We start from the raw sequence: 22,638 nt of genomic DNA, 5'->3' as shown, positions 1-22,638 counted from the left end.
ATTATTCTATTTTTTTATTCGATGTACGATCCCAAATTAATCGAGGATCAAAATTTTGTGATGCAATCATGGTAATAATCACCACTGTTGCAAAAAATATTACGCCTATGTCGGGGTAAACACCCATCATTTGCTGATTTCTAACCAAAGAACAGACAACCGATACCACAAAAATATCAATCATTGACCATTTGCCAATAAATTCAACAACTGTATATAGTTTCTTCATTTTTAGACAATTATGTCTATGTTTTTTCTTGGCTGCTAAAGCAAAATAACAAAGCCAGCTAAGCGAAATAATTTTCAAAATCGGAATAACTACACTGGCGATAAAAATGACTAATGCAACCGGTATATCACCTGCTTGCCACATATAAATAACACCATCAAGAATGGTAGAACTTGATGGCGAACCAAAAACAACTGTTATCATAATTCCAAACAAATTAGCTGGAATATAGATAATTAACGATGTCACTAATAAAGCAATAGTCCATTGTATTTTATTTCTATTTCTTGTTTGGCTTTTTTGTTTACAACGAGGACATTTGACATAATGTTCAGGTAAAATCGCTTCACAATAATGACACAGTTTTAAATGCTGACAAATTCCTGTCTTACCTACTTTTAATTCATCACTCGCAAAATTATTGTTATGGATTTCGTTCCAAATCGTTTCTGGTGAAAAAATCACATCAGCTTTTATATAAAAAAAGACAAACAAACAAAAGGCCCAAAAAGTTTCAGTTACACCAATGCTACCGTAACTCATTAACTTAACAAAACTCACCAAAATACCGGTTAAAAATATTTCAGGCATACACCAATGTTGTAATTTTTCATAAGCAATTAATAGATCTCTTTTTCGATATTTTGACAATGGCAATTTAGAACAAAGGACAGTGATAATAGCAAGATTAAAAATAGGAAAAGCTAGAACAAATACAATAAATAACGCAGATAGATAACTGTACCTGTCAAAGAACATAATACTAGGAATATCTAAAATACTCACACCATTAAAATTGCCTACTAAGCGTATATCAATAAAAACAAATCTGCAAGCAATAACAATCATAATCAAAGAACAAACTGCATACATCATTGCTCTAAATTTCATATTAATATTTTTTTTTATCAACGTTGTGTTGCAGCGAGGACATACGGCTTTGTGTCCTGACGTGACTGGTGAAAGTTCAGTGAGTAAATCACAATTTGAACATAATACGTAATGAGGTTGAGCGATGGTCATTATTTTCCTTAATTACAATAAATAATAGCCTTAATTGATAACGTTTTTTCTAGTTAACATTATATTTCATTAAAAAATTGATTCATTAATTCGAAAACAACTATTGGGAATAATTACTTCAACACACTACATATAATGGTTAAGATGTTTCGCTGCTAATCATAACAAATGGTTTTTTTTTATGAAAGTATTACCTAAGCAAATTGCTACAATTTGATGATAAAATTAAATCTATCCTAACAATAAAACTCTAGTTAACTGTATAAAATTTTAAAAGCCATATTTGATAAAAGTTGAGATACAAGCATCTTTAAACCCAAACTTTACTCTATTATTTCATTATCAATAAGTAAAATATTATCAATTAGTTGCTACTATTAATTAAATGCTTATTAAACATAAAAAAAACTTGATACTGTATAACAATACAGTATAATGTACATCAATATCCTTACTAATCGGAATTTTATAATATGAACGAAAACAAACAACGTGCACTTTCAGCAGCATTAAGTCAAATAGAAAAACAATTTGGTAAAGGTTCAATTATGCGTTTAGGGGATACCCAAACGTTAGATGTTGACGCGGTTTCAACTGGTTCATTAGGGCTTGATATCGCATTAGGAATTGGCGGGCTACCAATGGGTAGAATTGTCGAAATCTTTGGACCAGAATCATCAGGAAAAACTACATTAACTTTATCTGTTATTGCGCAAGCACAAAAAGAAGGGAAAACGTGTGCTTTCATCGATGCTGAGCATGCTTTAGATCCAATTTATGCAGCAAAATTAGGTGTGCAAGTTGATGATTTATTAGTTTCACAACCCGATACCGGCGAACAAGCGCTTGAAATTTGTGATGCATTGGTACGATCTGGTGCTGTAGATGTCATTATCGTCGACTCTGTTGCTGCTCTAACACCAAAAGCAGAGATCGAAGGTGAAATGGGCGACTCTCATATGGGATTACAAGCCCGCTTAATGTCACAAGCATTACGTAAATTAACTGCTAACATTAAAAATGCTAATTGCTTAGTCGTATTTATTAACCAAATTCGTATGAAAATTGGTGTTATGTTTGGTAATCCAGAAACAACAACCGGTGGTAATGCCCTAAAATTCTATGCCTCTGTGCGTTTAGATATCCGTCGCACTGGTGCGGTTAAAGAAGGCGAAGATGTGATTGGTAGTGATACCCGTGTAAAAGTCGTTAAAAATAAAGTGGCGGCGCCATTTAGACAAGCTGAATTCCAAATTCTTTATGGATGTGGTATTTCAAAAGAAGGTGAATTAATTGATTTAGGTGTAAAACATAAGCTTGTTGATAAAGCTGGTGCTTGGTACAGCTATAACGGTGAAAAAGTTGGTCAAGGAAAAGCTAACTCTATCAAGTTTTTACAAGAGCATCCCGAAATCGCCCAAGAACTTGAAACCAAATTACGAGATTTATTACTAAATAGCCCTGCTGTTTTCTCTGCTGATGAGGACGAAGTTTTATCAGAAGAAGATAACAACTTTTAGTTATGAATAAAAAAATCAATAAGTCAATTTTAAATAAAGCTGTGCAATTACTTGCACAGCGCGATCATTCATCTTATGAATTACACAACAAAATAGTGCAATTCTTTGCTAAAAAGATACAATGCTCAGAAGATGAATATCATGAACAGTTAAATCAATTAAAAATAGAAACCTCTGAGGTTATTCAATATTGTATCGATCACAATTGGATGAATGATAGACAATATATCGAAAAATATATTGCTATGCGTGCATGTAAAGGTTATGGTCAATATAAAATTGCATTAGAATTAAAACAGCGTGGCCTAGACGTCGATTTGAGCCGTGAACTATTACAAATAACAGATATTAATTGGAGTGAAATTGCTCATCAACAATTATTGAAAAAGTTTAAACACATTGATATTAAAGAAGATTATCGCCAAAAACAGAAAGTAATTCAATTTTTAACTGCTAGAGGCTATAGCCAAGATAATATTAAAACCGCATGTAATTTATTGACTTAAGTTTGTATAATACCTAGAATATAATACAGTTAAGTTAAACACAGCCCATTACAAAGAAAGCTCACTATATCATTTTTATTTTTCCTTATATTTACTTGTTATATTAGTTAGATTCACCGCAGTATAAAGAATATTTACTTTTCAACTTTAGTTGTAACGGGTATATTACTATGTTTAAAAATCTATCGTTTAATATGGAAGCCTAAATGAAAAGCACTGCAGAAATTCGTCAAAATTTTCTTGACTTTTTCCATAGCAAAGGACACGAAATTGTCGCAAGTAGTTCCCTTGTTCCACATAATGATCCAACTCTTTTGTTTACTAATGCAGGAATGAATCAATTTAAAGATGTATTTCTTGGAATAGATAAGCGTTCCTACACGCGAGCAACTACAGCACAGCGGTGTGTACGAGCTGGCGGAAAACATAATGACCTTGATAATGTAGGTTATACTGCACGACATCATACATTTTTCGAAATGTTAGGTAATTTTAGTTTTGGTGATTATTTCAAACATGATGCGATTCATTTTGCTTGGGAGTTATTAACCAGTAAAGAATGGTTTAATCTTCCTAAAGAAAAATTAACTGTCACTGTTTATGAAACTGATGATGAAGCCTACTCTATTTGGCAAAACGAAATTGGTATACCTAAAGAACGTATTATCCGCATAGGTGATAACAAGGGCGCACCTTATGCTTCAGATAATTTTTGGCAAATGGGTGATACAGGGCCCTGTGGACCTTGTACCGAAATATTTTACGATCATGGCGATCATATTTGGGGAGGACCTCCAGGTAGTGCTGAAGAAGATGGTGACCGATTTATTGAAATCTGGAACATTGTATTTATGCAATTTAATCGCCATCCTGATGGGACTATGGAACCTTTACCTAAACCGTCTGTCGATACCGGTATGGGATTAGAACGAATTGCAGCAGTTTTGCAACATGTTAACTCTAACTATGAAATTGATTTGTTCAAAAAACTCATTAAAGATACGGCTCAAATCATTCAAACTAAAGACTTAGAAAGTAAATCACTACGTGTTATAGCGGACCATATCCGTTCTTGTGCTTTTCTAATTTCAGATGGCGTAATGCCTTCTAATGAAGGTCGAGGCTATGTATTGCGTCGTATTATTCGACGAGCAGTACGACATGGTCATATGCTTGGTGCAAAAGATATTTTCTTTTATAAACTAGTTAAACCATTAATTGAGGTGATGGGCAGCGCTGCAACAGAATTAGCGCATAACCAAAAAATGGTTGAAAATACCCTTAAAACCGAAGAAGAACAATTCCTAAAAACTCTTGAACGTGGATTATTTTTACTCGATCAAGAATTAGGTAAAATAACTGGTTCTGTGTTGCCGGGTGAGATTGCCTTTAAACTTTATGATACATATGGCTTTCCATTGGATTTAACAGCCGATGTATGTCGAGAAAAAAACATCACAATTGATGAAGATGGATTTAATAAATGTATGGAAGAGCAACGTAAGCGAGCTCGTGAATCTAGTGCATTTAGTGTCGATTACAGTAATGTTATTAAGCTTGATGATAAAACCGAATTTTTAGGTTATCAGAAAACTGAAGCTTCAGGTAAAGTGATTGCCATTTTCCAAGGTGGCCACAAAGTCGAAAGTATTAATGAAGGTGATGAAGCCATCATTGTTCTAGACAAAACACCTTTTTATGGCGAGTCAGGTGGACAAATTGGCGATAAAGGCGTGTTAACTGCTGCAAATGTTGAATTTAAAGTTATCGATTGCCAAAAATATGGTAAAAGTATTGGACATATAGGCAATATTACTAAAGGATCATTAAAAGTTGGTGATACAGTAACAGCAGCTATTGATGTTGAACTTAGGGAACGTATTCGTCGTAACCACTCAGCCACACATTTATTACAAGCGGCATTACAACAAATATTAGGTAAGCATGTTCATCAAAAAGGTTCCTTGGTTAATGATAGTTACTTACGTTTTGACTTTTCGCACAATCAAGCAATTACAACAGAGCAACTGATTGAAATCGAAAATCTGGTCAACCAACAGATACGTCGCAACTTACCTGTTGAGATAGAATTAATGCCAATTGATCAAGCAAAAAGCAAAGGTGCAATGGCATTATTCGGCGAAAAGTACGAAGAAATTGTACGCGTATTAACGATGGGTGATTTTTCAATCGAACTTTGTGGTGGTACTCACGTTAGTAGAACCGGTGATATAGGTTTATTTAAAATCACTTCTGAGTCGAGCATCGCTTCTGGTGTAAGAAGAATTGAGGCAACATCTGGGCAAAATGCGATGGAATACATCCATTATGAAGCTAATTTGTTAAATCAAATTGGATCACTGATAAAAAGTGACAAATCGACAATTTTAACACGAGTTGAACAATTAATTGATCAAACTAAAGTGTTAGAAAAAACTATTGAGCAATTGAAGGCTGAAAAAGCTAGCCAAGAAAGCCAACAATTGTTAAATCAATGTGAAAAAATCAATAATAAGAACTTACTAATTGCTAAACTTGATAACGTCGAAGCTAAGCTATTACGCACAATGATTGATGATCTTAAAAATCAATTAAAAACAGGTGTCATAGTTTTAGCTGCTGTCAATGATGGCAAAATCAATTTAGCAGCTGGTGTAACTAATGACTTATTAGGCATTGTTAAAGCTGGCGAATTAGTTTCTCAATTAGCATTAAAAGTAGGTGGTAAGGGCGGTGGGCGGCCTGATTTCGCTCAAGCAGGTGGAATGGATCTTTCGGCGTTACCAGAAGCTTTATCTTCTGTAAAAAAGGAAATCAGTAATAAATTACAAGCAAGTTAGCCAGATATACTCAAGTGAATATTAATTAAACATTAGAGTGTATTCTGTAAAATTCCGTCTTTCTGTCTCACCGATGGAAGGCTGACGAAGCTATATCTTAAAATTGTTTGGATATATACTTAACTGATATTAGGAGATCTAATGTTAATTTTAACTAGGAGAGTAGGTGAAACATTAATTATTGGTGACGATGTAGTCATTACTATTTTAGGCGTCAAAGGTAACCAAGTCAGAATTGGTATCAATGCCCCTAAAGAAGTTTCTATCCATAGAGAAGAAATATATAACAGAATCCATCATTCGCAAGACAAAATTGATGAGATATCTGAGCCCAAAGAGTAATATTGGGCAGGAAATAAACAACTAGTGCGCGCAAACGAAAAAATGTTTGACTTATTTTTTCTAGAACGTAATATGTGCGCCACACATTGTGATTTTGTTGTTGAAACCAAATCACAGTTGTTTTGGTGAGATGGCCGAGAGGCTGAAGGCGCTCCCCTGCTAAGGGAGTATGCGGTCAAAAGCTGCATCGAGGGTTCGAATCCCTCTCTCACCGCCATTTTTAAAAAATTTAAAATATGCATCCGTAGCTCAGCTGGATAGAGTACCCGGCTACGAACCGGGCGGTCAGGGGTTCGAATCCCTTCGGATGCACCATTTTAAAAAATTCTAAAACGCATCCGTAGCTCAGCTGGATAGAGTACCCGGCTACGAACCGGGCGGTCAGGGGTTCGAATCCCTTCGGATGCACCATTTTTTTACGAACTTACACGCATCCGTAGCTCAGCTGGATAGAGCACTCGGCTTCGAACCGAGCGGTCAGGGGTTCGAATCCCTTCGGGTGCGCCATTTCGGTTGAATCCCAGCATAATTCTAGTATACTAAGCTCACAAACTTTATATCTTTTATCAATCTACTTTTTTATTTATATATGTTGTTAGCTAGATTAAAATAACGGTTCAAGTAGATAGATAGCTTTAATAAATAATAATGGACTTTTTTTATGTTGGATCCAAACTTACTTCGAAATGAATTAGATCTTGTTGCCCAAAAATTATCTCGACGCGGATTTAAATTAGACGTTGAAACACTAAGTCAACTAGAAGAAAAACGAAAAGTTTTACAAGTTGAAACTGAAAATTTACAGGCTGAACGTAATGCCCGCTCTAAAGCTATTGGTGAAGCAAAAGCTCGAGGTGAAGATATCACGGCTGTACGTGAAGAAGTCAATAAACTTGGTGAAAAGCTCAATACCGCAAAAGCAGAGCTTGAAATCTTACTTAACCAAATCAAAGATATTGCATCAAATATTCCGAATATTCCTGATGATTCCGTTCCTGATGGCAAAGATGAGAATGACAATGTCGAAGTATCTCGTTTTGGTACACCAAGAACATTTGATTTTCCTGTGCTTGATCATGTTGCATTAGGTGAACGTTTTGGTGGGCTTGATTTTGCTGCTGGTGTAAAACTTACCGGTGCACGTTTTGTTGTTATGAAATCACAAATTGCACGTCTACATCGAGCAATAACGCAATTTATGCTAGATCTTCATACTGAGCAACATGGTTATGAAGAAATCTATGTGCCTTACCTCGTCAATAAAGCAACGCTATTTGGTACCGGACAATTACCAAAATTTGCAGGTGACCTATTTCACACTAAACCACTTGATGAAGAGGCCGAAAGCAGTAATTATGCATTAATCCCGACAGCAGAAGTACCCGTTACCAATTTAGTGCGAGATGAAATTCTAGATGAAAGTGTATTACCATTAAAAATGACGGCTCATACGCCTTGTTTCCGCTCTGAAGCGGGTTCTTATGGTAAAGATACCCGTGGCTTAATTCGAATGCATCAGTTTGATAAAGTGGAGCTTGTTCAGATTGTCAAACCTGAAGAGTCCATGAAAGCATTAGAAGAGCTAACTGGGCATGCTGAAAAGGTATTACAGCTACTTGAGCTGCCTTATCGAAAAATCGTATTATGTACCGGTGATATGGGCTTTGGCTCATGTAAAACCTACGATCTTGAAGTATGGGTGCCAGCTCAAAATACTTATCGCGAAATTTCGTCTTGTTCAAATATGTGGGATTTCCAAGCTCGTCGAATGCAAGCACGTTATCGCAATAAAGCAGATAATAAAACTTACCTAGTTCATACCTTAAATGGTTCTGGATTAGCGGTAGGACGAACTCTTGTTGCGATTATGGAAAACTATCAACAGGCTGATGGATCTATCAAAGTACCATCAGTGTTAGTACCCTATATGAATGGCGTAGAAGTGATTGGTTAAAGATAAATCAATTTAGCTTAAGATAGCGCTACTAATAGCGCTATTTTTTTATTAATTTAGGTGAAAAAATGATAAAAGGTGTTGTCCTTTCAATACTTGCATCATGTCTTTTTGGATTACTTTATTATTATCCAGTATTACTACAGCCGCTTTCGGTTGTCGATATTTTTTGCTGGCGATTATTAACGTCTTTTCCAGCAATTATTATTCTTATCTGTTTTGAAAAACAATGGTCAGCTATTGCTGATCTATTTTTGCGAATAAAACAACGACCAGTATTACTTTTAGGATTGATAGCATCCTCATTACTTCTGACCATCCAAATGCTTATTTTTATTTGGGCACCGCTTAATGGCCATGGTTTATCTGCATCTTTGGGATATTTTTTATTACCCTTAGCGATGGTTATTTTTGGCAAAGTTTTCTATGGAGAAACATTAACATTTTTTCAAAAAATTGCTGTCACGTTTGCCGCTATTGGTGTCTGTTTAGAAATTTACACAACAAGCGCTTTTTCATGGGAAACAGCCGTGATAGCACTTGGTTATCCAATTTACTTTATGACAAGAAGAAAACTAAAAATAGAAGGCATATCAGGGACCTTTTCAGATTTTTTCTTCATTTTTTTAGGTTGTCTTAGTTATTTTATTTTCAATTATAACGTACAACAAATTATTCATGATTTAACCCATTTTCATATCTTTATCCCTATGCTGGGGATAATTACCGCTATTGCCTTTGCTATGTATTTTGTTGCCAGAAGGTTACTACCTATGGGCTTATTTGGATTGCTCGGCTATGTAGAGCCGGTTTTACTAACTTGTGTTTCTTTATTATTCTTACACGAATCTATCTCATCACAGCATATTATTTCATATGGATTTATTTGGTTATCTGTTTGTGTTTTAGCGTTGGAAGGAAGTATATTTGTACTAAGAGCGATAAAGCGAAAAAGAATTCGTTAATTAAACAGCCACAAATTTTGTAGCTGTTTAATTTAAGGATGATGTTACTTACTAAATGTCACGGGTTGACCATAGCTTTCTATAATAGATTGAATCCTATCAAGTGTTTCCCTTGGTGGGGCTTCAACGCCTTCCAATTGATACTTATCACCAAACGTTTCCCATTTGTAAGCACCAAGTTTATGATAAGGTAATAACTCTACTCGTTCGATATTACTCATGCCTTGAATAAATTTACCTAACAAATGTGCTGAGTCATCATCATCTGTCCAACCTGGAACAACAACATATCGAATCCAAGTTTTTTTATTAATTTTTTGTAAGTATTTGGCGAACTCTAATACACGTTTATTTGATACACCAACTAACTTTTGATGTATCTCATCATTCAACTGTTTCAAATCAAGCATAACCAGATCAGTCACGTCCATTAACTCTTCTAGAGTATGATCGATCTGTCTAGCATAACCATTGGTATCTAAACAAGTATTAATGCCCTCTTTATGGCAAGCTTTAAACCACTCAGTAATAAATTCAGACTGTAATGTCGCCTCTCCACCTGATGCGGTAACCCCACCACCATTAGGCATAATAAAGCTTTTATAAGAAACTATCTCTTTCATTAACTCATCAACTGTCACTTCCTTGCCCGCTTTTAAATCCCAAGTATCGCGGTTATGACAGTATAAGCAACGCATTAAACAACCTTGAAAAAAAACAATGAAGCGAATTCCCGGTCCATCAACTGTACCAAAAGATTCAAAAGAATGGATACGACCTTTAATCGGTTGTTTTGTTGTCATAATAATATCTTGTTCCATAAATGTTCTCTAATAATTACTCACATTGCTTTTATATTTATTTAAGTATTTTAACTCATATAATGTTATTTTTTACCAATTACATTAATTGAATATACTCTTATTTGTTGCAATTATACAAAATAAATACTAACAAGTATTAAATTTATCCTATCTATTAGCAACATTTCTATAAGTGGATAACCAATAATTCAATTGGCAAAAAAATAGCGCCCAAATTGGACGCTATTTAATGCAAATCATCAATTAACTAAATTACATTGATTGTGTAAAAGTACGTGAAATTACGTCTTTTTGTTGCTCTTTAGTTAATGAATTGAAACGCACTGCATATCCAGAAACACGAATAGTTAATTGTGGATATTTTTCAGGATGCTCCATCGCATCTAATAATGTTTCACGGTTAAGTACGTTCACATTAAGATGTTGACCGCCTTCAATAGTTGCTTCATGGTGGAAGTAACCATCCATTAAGCCTGCTAAGTTACGTTTACGTGCACTATCATCTTTACCTAACGCATTTGGAACGATAGAGAAAGTATACGAAATACCATCTTTAGCATAAGCAAATGGAAGTTTAGCAACAGATGTTAATGAAGCAACCGCACCTTTTTGGTCACGACCGTGCATTGGGTTAGCACCTGGACCAAATGGAGCACCAGCACGACGACCATCAGGTGTATTACCAGTTTTCTTACCATATACAACGTTTGAAGTAATGGTTAACACTGATTGTGTAGGAATTGCATTACGATAAGTTTTAAGTTTTTGAATTTTCTTCATGAAACGTTCAACTAAATCAACTGCGATATCATCTACACGTGGATCATTGTTACCAAATTGAGGGTATTCACCTTCGATTTCAAAGTCCACAGCAAGACCATCTTCATCACGAATCGTTTTAACTTTCGCATATTTAATCGCAGACAGTGAGTCAGCAGCAACAGATAGACCTGCAATACCACATGCCATAGTACGAATAATATCACGATCGTGTAATGCCATTAATGATGCTTCATAGCTATATTTGTCGTGCATATAGTGAATAGCATTTAATGCAGTTACATATTGTTTTGCTAACCAATCCATAAAGTGGTCTAAACGAGCAAAAACTTTATCGAAATCAAGATATTCGTCAGTAATTGGCGCTTCTTTTGGACCTACTTGCATTTTAAGTTTCTCATCCACACCACCATTGATTGCGTATAGAAGAGTTTTAGCAAGGTTTGCACGTGCACCAAAGAACTGCATTTGTTTACCAACGATCATTGGGCTTACACAACATGCGATAGCATAGTCATCGTTGTTAAAGTCAGGGCGCATTAAGTCATCATTTTCATATTGTAATGATGAAGTATCAATAGATACTTTTGATGCAAACTCTTTAAATCCACTTGGTAATTGTTCAGACCAAAGAATTGTCATGTTTGGTTCTGGTGATGGGCCCATAGTGTAAAGTGTATTTAAGAAACGGAACGAAGTTTTAGTCACTAAAGTACGACCATCTACACCCATACCAGCGATAGATTCAGTTGCCCAAATTGGATCACCAGAGAATAACTCATCATATTCAGGCGTACGTAAGAATCGAACCATACGTAATTTCATAACGAAATGGTCAACAATTTCTTGCGCGTCTTTTTCAGTGATTAAACCGGCTTCAAGGTCACGTTGGAAATAGATATCAAAGAATGTAGAAGTACGACCAAGAGACATCGCCGCACCATTTTGTGATTTAACCGCTGCTAAATAACCAAAGTAAGTCCATTGTACCGCTTCTTGAGCTGTTTTAGCTGGCCCAGAAATATCGTAACCATATTTAGCGGCCATTTCTTTAATTTGACCAAGTGCACGATGTTGCTCTGCAATTTCTTCACGACGTTGCATAGTCATTGCTAAGTCAACACCATTTTCAAAATCAGCTTGTAATGAGTTAAACTGTGCAAATTTGTCTTGCATTAAGTAGTCAATACCGTAAAGTGCAACACGACGGTAATCCCCAATGATACGACCACGACCATAAGCATCTGGAAGACCAGTGATAACACCTGATTTACGACAACGTAAGATATCTGGAGTATAAATATCAAAAACACCTTGGTTATGAGTTTTACGATATTCAGTAAAGATTTTTTTGACTAAAGGATCAAGTGTACGGTTATAAGCCTTACATGAATTCTCGATCATTTTAATCCCACCAAATGGGATAATTGCACGTTTTAATGGTTTTTCAGTTTGTAAACCAACAATCTTTTCTAAATCTTTTTCAATATAACCTGCGTCATGAGCAGTAATTGTCGAAATAACACTTGTATCAAAATCCACAGGGGCATGGGTAGCATTTTCAATTTTAATGCCTTCCATTACTTTATCCCATAACTTAGTTGTCGCATCTGTTGCGCCAGCTAAGAAAGACTCATCACCCTCATATGGCGTGTAGTTCTTTTGGATAAAATCGCGGACATTAACATTATTTTGCCAATCACCATCTTTAAATCCTTTCCAAGCGACTGCTTGTACTTCGTTTAAATTACTCATAGTTTTTCACCTCAGGTTTACAAAAATAGTTATTTACCGCTCATATAAATGAGGGTAAATATTTTAAAATCAATGTGGCTTACGTAAATATAAAGCCCAATAAGGTAGCGCAACAGCTAATCCACCTAAAATATTCCCGATTGTTACCGGGATTAAATTATTTATAATAAAATGCTCAACGGTTAATTCTTTAAATGCATCTGCCGACAATCCAACAGCAGACCAAAATTCCGGTGAAGCAAAATTTTTAATTACAATTCCCATAGGAATCATAAACATATTTGCAATACTATGTTCAAATCCACTTGCCACAAACATAGCAACAGGTAATACCATAACTAACATCTTGTCGAGTAAACTGCGACCAGCATAACTCATCCAAGCAGCCAAACATACCATTAAATTAGCCAGTAAACCTAAAAATACTGCTTCAATAAAAGTATGGTGCAATTTATGATCTGCGGTTTGTAAAACGTTTAAACCCCACAAGCCATTAGCTACCATATATTGACCTGAAAGCCAAATAACTGCTACAAACAGTATAGCACCAATAAAGTTACCAATATAGACAAAAATCCAATTGCGTAGCATTTTTAGCCAACTCACTTTATGAGTCATTTTAGGTAAAATAGTTAATACTGTTGAAGTAAAAAGATCTGCACCGCAGCAAACAACTAACATTAATCCTAATGAAAAGCAGATACCACCGACTAATTTTGCTAAACCAAAAGCAACGCTAGCGGTTCCAGTTGTCACAGTGATATAAAATACAAATGCAATAGAAATAAAAACACCTGCAATAATGGCAGAAAGAAGCGTGCTACAAGGGTGTTTATTTACTTTGTAATTGCCGATGTCTTCAGCGATTTGGGTCATTTGCGCGGGGGAAAACGAATCCACGAGTTTATCTGTACTCAAACTAACATCCTCAAAAAAACTAGGGTTTTATGAGAGCCATAGTATACTCAAAATTTGAAGCAGATCACGTTTTTTTTATTAAAAAATTTTATAACAAAAAATCATTATTTGTTAAAGAAATTACTTTTACTATAAAAAATTCATCTAAGGTTATCCAAAAAAATTTAAAATATCTAATTAATTAAATTCATTTTTTTAGCATCAATATAAATATTTTTATAAGATAAACTGTTATAATACCGTTTAAAATTTTTAAAATAATCGATAGATTCACGTCCAAACTATCTTTACAAATTTGTTGTGATTGTTTGAAATATATCGTTTTCGCTTCATTACTAATTCTGCAAATGAAGCGTTTTCACTCTACTAGTCGTTTATTTATTATCTAAAATTCGACTCACTTTTATTAAGTAATTTCGGGATTCTTGAGAAACGTGCGAAGTCACTAATTTTCGATAAACTTGCTGTGGAGTCATAGAATTAATAATGTTAATGGCTTCGTTACGGTCATTAGAAAACGTACGCAATACACTTCCTGCTCCACCATTATAAGAAGTAATCATGGCATATCTTAAAGAAATTGGGTTATTAATGCCTGCTAAATATTTAGTCTTTAATAAAGATAGATAGGCTGTGCCCATATCAACATTATTACGAGGATCGAGCAAAAACTTACGGCTCGGTTCGCCTGACTTACCTTTTAATTTAAAAATGTCACGACCTGCTGTATGTTGCTGAACTTGCATAAGACCTAATGCGTCGGTTCGACTTACTGCGTACGGGTTAAATGCCGATTCAACTTCCATAATCGCTAAAATTAATCGTTCATCAATAAAATAACGATTCGAAGCCTCAGTTACAAGTGGTAAGAACTTTTTAGCACGTTGATTAATGTGGTTAGGCACAAGTTTGATTTCAACATAAGTAATTAAATGAGAACCAGATTTACGCTGTTTTAAATTATTCGCTAACACATAATCAGCAAAACTATTAGCTCGTGCACTCCAACGAATGGGCTGGCGTTCTTGGTCAAGAACTTGGTTATATAAAAAAGGTTCTTTTGATAAATCCTGGCTAATTTTATCTTTACGTATAATATCAACAGGTTCAGGCATTAATAGTGTTGAAACGATAGCTTCTTTCAAATTGTCGAGAGGAGAACTGGATAACGTCTCAATGGTAATGACACCAGAAACAAAATTAATATGCACTCGAGTTTGTAAATTATCCTCGTATTGCACATAATCTTTAGGGCCTGCTATAAGCACCTCTTTAGGCCCCCATATTTGTTCAATATTATTTGCATATTGACCAATTAAAATATTAAAAGCATTGGTATCTTTTACATAATAATCTTCGTCAATTTTATTGGAATTTTTACTAGGACAACCACTTAAAAGGCTCACTGTCACAAATAATGAAATAATTTTTATTTTGTTTTTCATTTGAGTTCTCAGTTTTTAGGTTTGTATCCGTCAATGACAATATCTTCACCTTCAAATAAAAATTTTACCATCTCACTTTCGATTTTTTTACGGTGTTCAGGATTCATCATATTATATTTGTTTTCATTAATTAACATAGTCTGTTTTTTTAGCCATTCTTGCCAAGCACTTTTAGAGATTTCATTATAAATTCGTTTACCTAGTTCACCTGGATACAGTTGAAAGTCTAAACCTTCTGCGTCTTTTTTTAAATAATGACAATAAATAACACGGCTCATCTTAGTTCCTATTGAGAGACAATTATCATTTGGCTAACGATTATACCCGAAAATGGTACGATAAAAACAATAAAATTGTTGCCTTAATCAATTTCGTTTACATGGTTTAAAAAATGAATTTTAATTCAAATATAATGAATAATTATTTACTTTACTAAACATTTAAATCACATAAAATAGATGTAACAATTTGGATATAAATATAAGGATAAAATGATGAACACCAAAATCACTCGAGAATTATTTGATAAAGTTATTTTACCTGTTTATGCACCAGCTCAATTTATTCCGGTTAAAGGTCAAGGCAGTCGTGTTTGGGATCAAAATGGTGAAGATTACATTGATTTTGCTGGTGGCATAGCTGTTAATGCCCTTGGTCATTGCCATCCAAGATTAATTAAAGCATTACAAGAACAAAGCGAGAAATTATGGCATGTTAGTAATGTTTTTACTAATGAACCGGCCTTGACTCTTGCGCAAAAACTAATTGATAACACGTTTGCAGATCGTGTGTTTTTTGCTAATTCAGGGGCTGAAGCCAATGAAGCAGCATTTAAACTTGCACGATACTATGCCACTGAAAAATATAGCCCTTATAAAACAAAAATCATCGCATTTTATCAATCTTTTCATGGTCGTACTTTTTTTACTGTATCTGTTGGTGGGCAAGCGAAATATTCCGACGGTTTTGGGCCAAAACCGGCCGATATTGTTCATGTTCCTTTTAACAATCTAGATGCAGTAAAAGCAATAATTGATGACCATACTTGTGCAGTAGTATTAGAACCGGTACAAGGCGAAGGTGGATTAACTTCCGCAACACCAGAATTTTTGCAAGGTGTGCGTGAGCTTTGTGACCAATATAACGCACTGTTAATTTTTGACGAAGTACAATGCGGCATGGGACGTACGGGTAGCTTATTTACCTATCAACAATATGGAATAACACCGGATATATTGACTTCGGCTAAAGCATTAGGTGGTGGATTCCCTATTAGCGCAATGCTGACCACTAATGAAATTGCCTCGGTAATGCACCCTGGAGTGCATGGTACTACCTATGGTGGTAATCCTTTAGCTTGCGCGGTAGGTTGTGAGGCTTTTGATATTATTAACTCGCCAGAAGTGCTAGAAGGCGTTCAACAGCGAAGAGCAATATTTATTGAAAAACTAGAAGAGATTAATGATCAATTTAAAGTGTTTCGAGAATATCGCGGCAAAGGTTTATTATTAGGCGCCGAACTTCAACCGCAATTTCATGATAAAGCAAGAGAGTTTCTTAATGTTGCAACAGAATTTAACGTTATGATTTTAAATGCGGGCACCAATGTACTAAGATTTACACCTTCACTAATCATCTCTGAAAATGAAATACAAGAAGGCATGATGCGCTTTGCTAAAGCCGTCGAAAAGGTTGTCAACGCTTAAGTTTTTCTATACAGTAACGGCATTTTAATCAATTAGGTGCCGTTAATGCACTTAAAGGATACTTTGTTATGACCGATATTCGCCCTTTAAATTACGCAAAAACACACTTTATTTTAAGTGCGCCAGATATATCACACCTACCAAGTGATAGTGGCGTTGAAGTTGCTTTTGCCGGTAGATCTAACGCAGGTAAATCCAGTGCGCTCAACACGCTAACTAATCAAAAAACGTTAGCCAGAACCAGTAAAACACCAGGCAGAACCCAATTAATTAATCTTTTTGAAGTAGAAGAAAATTGTCGTTTGGTCGATTTACCAGGCTATGGTTATGCACAAGTGCCTGAAGCAATAAAACGAAAATGGCAAAAATCACTGGGTGAATATCTACAAAAACGAGAAAGCCTAAAAGGGTTAGTCATACTGATGGATATCAGACATCCACTCAAAGATCTCGATCAACAGATGATTGATTGGGCTGTATCGGTTGAAATTCCGGTGATGTTATTGCTAACTAAAGCCGATAAGCTTGCGTCTGGCGCGTTAAAAAAACAAGTCAATATGGTTAAAGAGGCAATCCTACCTTTTCAAGGTGATATTACTGTTGCGCCTTTTTCATCACCTAAACGAATTGGATTAGATGCATTAAAGCAAAAACTAGATCAATGGTTTAATCAACAGTAAGGAAACCATTTGATGAGTCAATTAGATTTTTCATTTCAATCATTATCACCGGAATTGATCATCGATAGTTTGGCAACTATTGGTATTGAGGTTGACTCAGGCTTAACAGCACTCAATAGTTACGAAAATCGCGTCTACCAATTTATGGATGAACAACGTGCTCGCTATGTAGTAAAGTTTTATCGACCCAATCGTTGGAATCGGCAGCAGATCCTTGAAGAGCATGAATTTACTAAGCAACTAGTTGACGCAGAAATTCCAGCTATTGCACCATTAACACTCAATGGCTGTACGTTACATGAAAATCAGAACTATTTGTTTGCTGTTTTTCCTAGCGTGGGTGGTCGGCAATATGAACTGGATAATATTAACCAAATGGAATCGGTTGCCACCTTACTTGCACGGATTCATCAAATTGGCGCAAAACAACGGTTTTTACATCGTCCAACTATCGGATTAGACGAGTATTTATATCACCCGAAAGAAATCCTATTATCAAGTAATTTAGTCCCCAATAAAGTACGATTAGAACTTAATGAAACGTTGTCTACATTAACCCAAACCATCGAACAGCATTGGCATAACGATTGGCAACCTATTCGTATTCACGCCGATTGTCATCCTGGTAATATTTTATGGCGTGATAATGCTATGTTTGTTGATTTTGATGATGCGCGAAACGGACCAGCAATTCAAGATATGTGGATGCTACTTTATGGAACCACGCAAGAACAACGGCTACAATTAGATACCTTAGTTGAAATCTATCAAGAATTTTATAATTTCGACACTGCACAGCTTAAATTAATCGAGCAATTAAGAGCAATGCGTATGGTGCATCATCTAGCTTGGATTATAATGCGATGGCAAGATCCCGCTTTTCCACCCGCGTTTACATGGATAACAGATGAGGATTTTTGGCATCAACAATTAGCAACATTTAGACAGCAAATTACTGCTATCCAATCACCCGCAATTCAATTGCTATCGGTTAGATAAATAAATTAGGTAAATAAAATAGACAAACTAAAATTAAAAAACAGCTAGTGTAACTGTAATGTTAAAGTCCTAACTTCTCTAATAACACCTCTAAACTAGGCTGAAGTTGAACTAATTGTTCTTTTTTGGGTTTGGAAAGTTGTTTAATACGATACTCAAGCCTTAAAGCTGTTGATCTATCACCTACACAAACTTGATACACAATGGCAAGATCTTGATGACCTTTTAAATGCTTTGCGCCCTTACCGCTTTGGTGTTGATGTAAACGTCGGCTCGTATCGGTTGTGATACCGGTGTACAATGATTGTTTAGCGGTTCTAATAATATATAAAAACCACATAACTGATTTACTATTCATAGTTCTCTCAACGTGATAAATTCATTTATCTTTTATAGTTTATCATTATTAATTCATTATATGCATGTGCCTATTTGCGTGAATTTTGTTAGAATAGTCACTTAGGTAAGATTACTACTTCTTTTACTTTATTTAACTTACTGTTCTAGATAGTCCCCATGTTATATATTTTGAGGCGTTAAAATTTGAATAACTTTGCAAAAATTATTGAAGTTGAACGTGGCGATATGAAATTCGCTTATGTTGATAATGATGAAATTAATTATTTAGACCTTTTTGACCAATTTCTGGCAGAAGAAGGGCATCGCGAACTCCTCGACCCCAGTGATAAACTAGAGCGATATACTTATTTGATCAATCACAATCAAAGCAAATTTATCTTTAAAATTGATGGTGGGATCGAACATCGTTTAGAGCGTAAGCTTATTGCCAAAATTACGGGAGATTTTTATTTCAACCTTATTCGAAAGTTGGCAAAAATATCATTAGATAAATGTGATATTGCTTATGAGCTTTATTTGGTTGCTTTTGACAAAAAAACACAGCGCCATTATATGATTTTCAATTTTATTGAAGGCCGCTCATTAAAATGGGAAGAAATGGAGCAGTATGGCGATCAAATAAAAGACTGTATTGAAAAATTACACAGTTATAATTTAGTCTCTAATGACGTACATGGTGGAAATTTTATTTTAACACCTGACGGCAAAATTAAAGCGATTGATTTAACTAATTCTGGTTTTATTTGGTTAACAAAAGCAAACGATGCTATTGAATTAAAAGAACGCTTCAATATCAAAATCAAAGTCCCTGTTTTAGCAATGGCAATTAAAAAATTTACCCATGGCTTTAAAAAATTATCACGAAAAATACGTGGTAAAAAAGATTAAATTAACCAGATGAGAGAAGGTCAAACTTCTCTCTTAATTTAGTAATACATACTGTTGCCTTTGAAGACTTAATTAGTAAAAATTAGCCCTCCATCTAGTTTATAGATTATCATTTTATTCGTTTTTCAAACCATAGAAACACTAGCAAATCTATGTATAACCAGCTAGAATTAATCAGTTAATTCTAATAAGGGTGTGGTATGAAAAAGTTAATTGGTATTGTGACAATATTTACGATGCTAACAGGGTGTATATCTCAAAAGATGATGTCAATTTATCAAACGCAAGGTGTAGAAATCGGTCAAAATTCATCTGGTGTTGATATAGTGAATAAATATACTACCTCACGCCCTATTACTGCCCTTCACTCCTCTTTAGCACTGTGTATAGCTCAAGAACTTGATAATAGCCCTGTGGTATTAACCAGTGATAACTATTTTGGTTCACGTTGGTGGTCATACTATAACATGCCAGTTCAACAACAGGCCGTCACAGTCAGTGGTGGTGATACAATTAAATTAGTTGAAGGAAATAGTGTTGTCGCTAACGCAGTTACAGACTACGAATATTATATTAAGTATTTTGTTAGTTATACCCTGACAACAACGCGCAATCAAAATGATATCCGTTATCTGTTTAGTAATATTAAACAAGCCCAGCAATTTACTGGTTCAGTGGCCAATGACGGTTTTGAAAACGTAAAAACACTTGAAAGCGCGCATCCAAACTTAGTTATTGATGCATTAAACAAAGAAGTTGATAAAATTCAAGCTTGCTTACTGCGATAATACAAAATTAAGCAATATTCTTAATCTTGTAAGATGTGTTTTAAAGATTATACCTTTCAACATATTTTGTAACAAAAATAACTAGTCATTATTCGATATTGACTAGTTTTATTCAAGTAAACATTGACTTACTATTTTTTAAAACGTCCAATCTTCTATTTTAACTAATGAGATCTTAATCTATTTCAAAAAATTTAACCAAATCAGGATATAACATATCATTATTAATGATATAGCTACCATGATCATGGTTTGTCATAATTTTCAATTGCGAGTTAGGTATATTGTCAGCAACTTCAACAAACATTGCAGGATTATAAATATCATTTTCTGCACCAATAATTAAAGTTGGGATCGTAATTTTCGTTAACGAACTTACTTCGATATTAGGTTGTTCAAGCATCATTTTAAATAATGGATCGTTTGTTTGTTCATAGTGCTGTAGTACGTATTGATAGCTTTGTTGCGTAAAATCAGATGGTTTTAAATTCACCCCCAATAATGCCATTTTTTTAATCATTTCTTTACCGCGTAAAGCTAACAATAATGCAATAATGGCGCCATCACTAAAACCTATAATATTAACGGATTTAAGATGTAATTTGTTAATTAACGCCTCAATATCATCAGCCATAACGTTATAATCATAAACATCAGTCTTATCACTGCGTCCATGATTACGACTATCCACTGCATAAATAGTATAATGTGATGTTAATTTGGCAATGAGAGGCAAAAAAACCCGATGATCTCCCCCATTACCATGCAATAGAATCAAGGGCTCACCTGTACCCGTTTTTAGATAGTAAAGGTCTACTCCGTTAACACATAGCATAATTCACCTTAGTTACAGTTGCTTAAATTAGAATCAGTATAACGTTGATTTTATACTTCTCCCATCTGAAGCTAAAGAATTTTCATAAACCCATTATCACCAAACATCAATAAATATTAATTGTTAATAGACTAAAATTTCGCTATATTTAAAATTGCATAACGAATATAATTTCAAATTAATTGGTTATTAATTAACACATTATATGTCTATTAGGATGAACGATGGAAATTTATAAAAAGTTTTTACTACTAGTTGGATTGTTTTTATCACAATGCTTAATTTTTACTTGTGAAGCTAAACAAGTGACTGATCAACTTAACCGCACTGTTCAAATCCCTGATAAAGTGGAAAGAGTAGTCGTTTTGCAACATCAAACATTAAATCTAATTGTACAACTAAACCGTCAACAAACCCTTGTGGGTGTTTTGTCTTCTTGGCAAAAATTATTAGGAAAAGACTTTGTCAGATTTGCTCCAACTTTGTCTAACCTACCGACACCGGGCGATCTAACTTCGGTTAATATCGAAAGTTTACTTGCTCTCAAACCACAAGTTGTCTTTGTCACAAACTACATGCCCAAAGCAGTTATCGATCAAATTGAAAAACTCAACATTCCAGTTATTGCTATCTCGTTACGCAAAGATATAACATCACAGGCAGATAAAATAAATCCCATTATGGTTGATGAAGAGACAACTTACAATGAAGGATTAAAACAAGCGATACGCCTAATTGGTGACGTGCTTGATGCTAACAATGAAGCCGAGGACTTAATCAACTATTCTTTTGAGCATCGAAAAATTGTCACAGATCGATTACAACGTATAACACCTGAAAAACGCATACGCGTTTATATGGCTAACCCAGATCTCACCACCTATGGTTCGGGCAAATATACTGGATTAATGATGGAACATGCAGGTGCCATTAATGTTGCTGCAGCAACGATTCAAGGCTTTAAACAAGTTTCGATAGAAAATGTCATACAATGGAATCCACAAGTAATCTTTGTGCAAGATCGATATCCACAAGTCGTTCAAACAATTTTATCCGATGATTTATGGAAAAATATTGATGCCGTTAAACAAAATAAAGTCTATTTAATGCCCGAATACGCGAAAGCATGGGGATATCCTATGCCTGAAGCTTTAGCCATCGGTGAGCTTTGGATGGCAAAAAAACTTTACCCAGATTTGTTTAAAGATATCGATATGCAAAAACAAGCCAATGATTATTACTGGCGATTTTATCGCGTCAACTATCAAGGGGAATAGCAAT

The 22,638-nt window shown here is 34.8% G+C and carries 20 protein-coding genes and 4 tRNA genes; 16 read left to right on the top strand and 8 right to left on the bottom strand.

Annotated features, from left to right (window positions below):
• Position 1: 1 nt before the first annotated feature.
• Positions 2-1,252, bottom strand: a complete 1,251-nt coding sequence (locus J3U59_RS05610; protein ID WP_267333519.1) for a PqiA/YebS family transporter subunit — start codon at positions 1,250-1,252, stop codon at positions 2-4.
• Positions 1,253-1,725: 473 nt separating this feature from the next.
• On the opposite strand from J3U59_RS05610, the gene recA reads away from it, so the two are divergent.
• The 10 genes from recA (at position 1,726) to rarD (ending at position 9,379) form a co-directional block, all read left to right on the top strand.
• Entirely contained in the window at positions 1,726-2,772 is a 1,047-nt protein-coding gene (recA, locus tag J3U59_RS05605) for a recombinase RecA (protein WP_267333520.1), read from the top strand.
• 2 nt (positions 2,773-2,774) lie between these two features.
• On the top strand, positions 2,775-3,278 hold the full coding sequence (locus J3U59_RS05600) for a regulatory protein RecX (protein WP_267333521.1): 504 nt from the start codon (positions 2,775-2,777) through the stop codon (positions 3,276-3,278).
• A gap of 206 nt (positions 3,279-3,484) precedes the next feature.
• Positions 3,485-6,118 (top strand): alanine--tRNA ligase, encoded by a 2,634-nt coding sequence (alaS, locus tag J3U59_RS05595; RefSeq protein ID WP_267333522.1) that lies wholly within the window; start codon positions 3,485-3,487, stop codon positions 6,116-6,118.
• Positions 6,119-6,259: 141 nt separating this feature from the next.
• Positions 6,260-6,460 carry a carbon storage regulator CsrA gene (gene csrA / locus J3U59_RS05590; RefSeq protein WP_065633847.1) on the top strand — a complete coding sequence of 67 codons (201 nt, stop codon included), beginning with the start codon at positions 6,260-6,262 and terminating at the stop codon, positions 6,458-6,460.
• Positions 6,461-6,584: 124 nt separating this feature from the next.
• Positions 6,585-6,677: transfer RNA gene (locus J3U59_RS05585), tRNA-Ser, on the top strand.
• A 21-nt stretch (positions 6,678-6,698) separates the two neighbouring features.
• Positions 6,699-6,775: transfer RNA gene (locus J3U59_RS05580), tRNA-Arg, on the top strand.
• A gap of 19 nt (positions 6,776-6,794) precedes the next feature.
• Positions 6,795-6,871, top strand: a tRNA-Arg gene (locus J3U59_RS05575).
• Between the two features lie 19 nt (positions 6,872-6,890).
• Positions 6,891-6,967: transfer RNA gene (locus J3U59_RS05570), tRNA-Arg, on the top strand.
• Between the two features lie 154 nt (positions 6,968-7,121).
• Positions 7,122-8,414 carry a serine--tRNA ligase gene (gene serS / locus J3U59_RS05565; RefSeq protein ID WP_267333523.1) on the top strand — a complete coding sequence of 431 codons (1,293 nt, stop codon included), beginning with the start codon at positions 7,122-7,124 and terminating at the stop codon, positions 8,412-8,414.
• Positions 8,415-8,482: 68 nt separating this feature from the next.
• Positions 8,483-9,379 carry an EamA family transporter RarD gene (gene rarD / locus J3U59_RS05560; RefSeq protein ID WP_267333524.1) on the top strand — a complete coding sequence of 299 codons (897 nt, stop codon included), beginning with the start codon at positions 8,483-8,485 and terminating at the stop codon, positions 9,377-9,379.
• Positions 9,380-9,423: 44 nt separating this feature from the next.
• Here rarD and pflA read toward each other — a convergent pair whose 3' ends face one another.
• From pflA to J3U59_RS05535, 5 genes are all read right to left on the bottom strand, one after another.
• Positions 9,424-10,200 (bottom strand): pyruvate formate lyase 1-activating protein, encoded by a 777-nt coding sequence (pflA, locus tag J3U59_RS05555; RefSeq protein WP_267333525.1) that lies wholly within the window; start codon positions 10,198-10,200, stop codon positions 9,424-9,426.
• A gap of 255 nt (positions 10,201-10,455) precedes the next feature.
• Positions 10,456-12,738, bottom strand: a complete 2,283-nt coding sequence (gene pflB / locus J3U59_RS05550) for a formate C-acetyltransferase (RefSeq protein WP_267333526.1) — start codon at positions 12,736-12,738, stop codon at positions 10,456-10,458.
• Between the two features lie 69 nt (positions 12,739-12,807).
• A complete protein-coding gene (gene focA / locus J3U59_RS05545) occupies positions 12,808-13,656 on the bottom strand; it encodes a formate transporter FocA (protein ID WP_267333527.1) in 849 nt (282 codons plus the stop codon).
• Between the two features lie 374 nt (positions 13,657-14,030).
• A complete protein-coding gene (gene mltC, locus J3U59_RS05540; protein ID WP_267333528.1) occupies positions 14,031-15,101 on the bottom strand; it encodes a membrane-bound lytic murein transglycosylase MltC in 1,071 nt (356 codons plus the stop codon).
• Between the two features lie 8 nt (positions 15,102-15,109).
• Complete coding sequence (locus tag J3U59_RS05535; RefSeq protein ID WP_267333529.1) at positions 15,110-15,379, bottom strand: oxidative damage protection protein; 270 nt, start codon at positions 15,377-15,379, stop codon at positions 15,110-15,112.
• A 213-nt stretch (positions 15,380-15,592) separates the two neighbouring features.
• Between J3U59_RS05535 and argD the strand changes: the two genes are divergently transcribed.
• The 3 genes from argD (at position 15,593) to J3U59_RS05520 (ending at position 18,486) form a co-directional block, all read left to right on the top strand.
• Complete coding sequence (gene argD, locus J3U59_RS05530) at positions 15,593-16,807, top strand: bifunctional acetylornithine/succinyldiaminopimelate transaminase (RefSeq protein WP_323849493.1); 1,215 nt, start codon at positions 15,593-15,595, stop codon at positions 16,805-16,807.
• Between the two features lie 68 nt (positions 16,808-16,875).
• Complete coding sequence (gene yihA / locus J3U59_RS05525) at positions 16,876-17,487, top strand: ribosome biogenesis GTP-binding protein YihA/YsxC (protein ID WP_065798425.1); 612 nt, start codon at positions 16,876-16,878, stop codon at positions 17,485-17,487.
• Positions 17,488-17,499: 12 nt separating this feature from the next.
• Positions 17,500-18,486, top strand: coding sequence for a serine/threonine protein kinase (locus J3U59_RS05520; protein ID WP_267333530.1), 987 nt, complete (start codon positions 17,500-17,502; stop codon positions 18,484-18,486).
• A gap of 61 nt (positions 18,487-18,547) precedes the next feature.
• Here J3U59_RS05520 and J3U59_RS05515 read toward each other — a convergent pair whose 3' ends face one another.
• Positions 18,548-18,844 (bottom strand): GIY-YIG nuclease family protein, encoded by a 297-nt coding sequence (locus J3U59_RS05515; RefSeq protein WP_065633856.1) that lies wholly within the window; start codon positions 18,842-18,844, stop codon positions 18,548-18,550.
• A gap of 185 nt (positions 18,845-19,029) precedes the next feature.
• Here J3U59_RS05515 and J3U59_RS05510 point away from each other — a divergent pair, with 185 nt between their 5' ends.
• The gene (locus tag J3U59_RS05510; protein ID WP_065633857.1) at positions 19,030-19,734 is read left to right on the top strand and encodes a lipopolysaccharide core heptose(II) kinase RfaY; all 705 of its coding nucleotides are present in this window, start codon (positions 19,030-19,032) and stop codon (positions 19,732-19,734) included.
• A 200-nt stretch (positions 19,735-19,934) separates the two neighbouring features.
• The gene (locus J3U59_RS05505) at positions 19,935-20,522 is read left to right on the top strand and encodes a hypothetical protein (protein WP_267333531.1); all 588 of its coding nucleotides are present in this window, start codon (positions 19,935-19,937) and stop codon (positions 20,520-20,522) included.
• A gap of 175 nt (positions 20,523-20,697) precedes the next feature.
• Here the strand turns inward: J3U59_RS05505 and J3U59_RS05500 are convergent, their stop codons facing one another.
• Complete coding sequence (locus tag J3U59_RS05500; RefSeq protein WP_267333532.1) at positions 20,698-21,357, bottom strand: alpha/beta fold hydrolase; 660 nt, start codon at positions 21,355-21,357, stop codon at positions 20,698-20,700.
• A gap of 224 nt (positions 21,358-21,581) precedes the next feature.
• Here J3U59_RS05500 and J3U59_RS05495 point away from each other — a divergent pair, with 224 nt between their 5' ends.
• Positions 21,582-22,634 carry an ABC transporter substrate-binding protein gene (locus tag J3U59_RS05495; protein ID WP_323849494.1) on the top strand — a complete coding sequence of 351 codons (1,053 nt, stop codon included), beginning with the start codon at positions 21,582-21,584 and terminating at the stop codon, positions 22,632-22,634.
• Positions 22,635-22,638: the final 4 nt, after the last annotated feature.

Origin of the sequence: Gilliamella sp. B3783 (assembly GCF_026536125.1) — a bacterium.
Classification (GTDB): Bacteria; Pseudomonadota; Gammaproteobacteria; order Enterobacterales; family Orbaceae; genus Gilliamella.
This window is presented reverse-complemented; position numbering and strand designations above follow the sequence as displayed.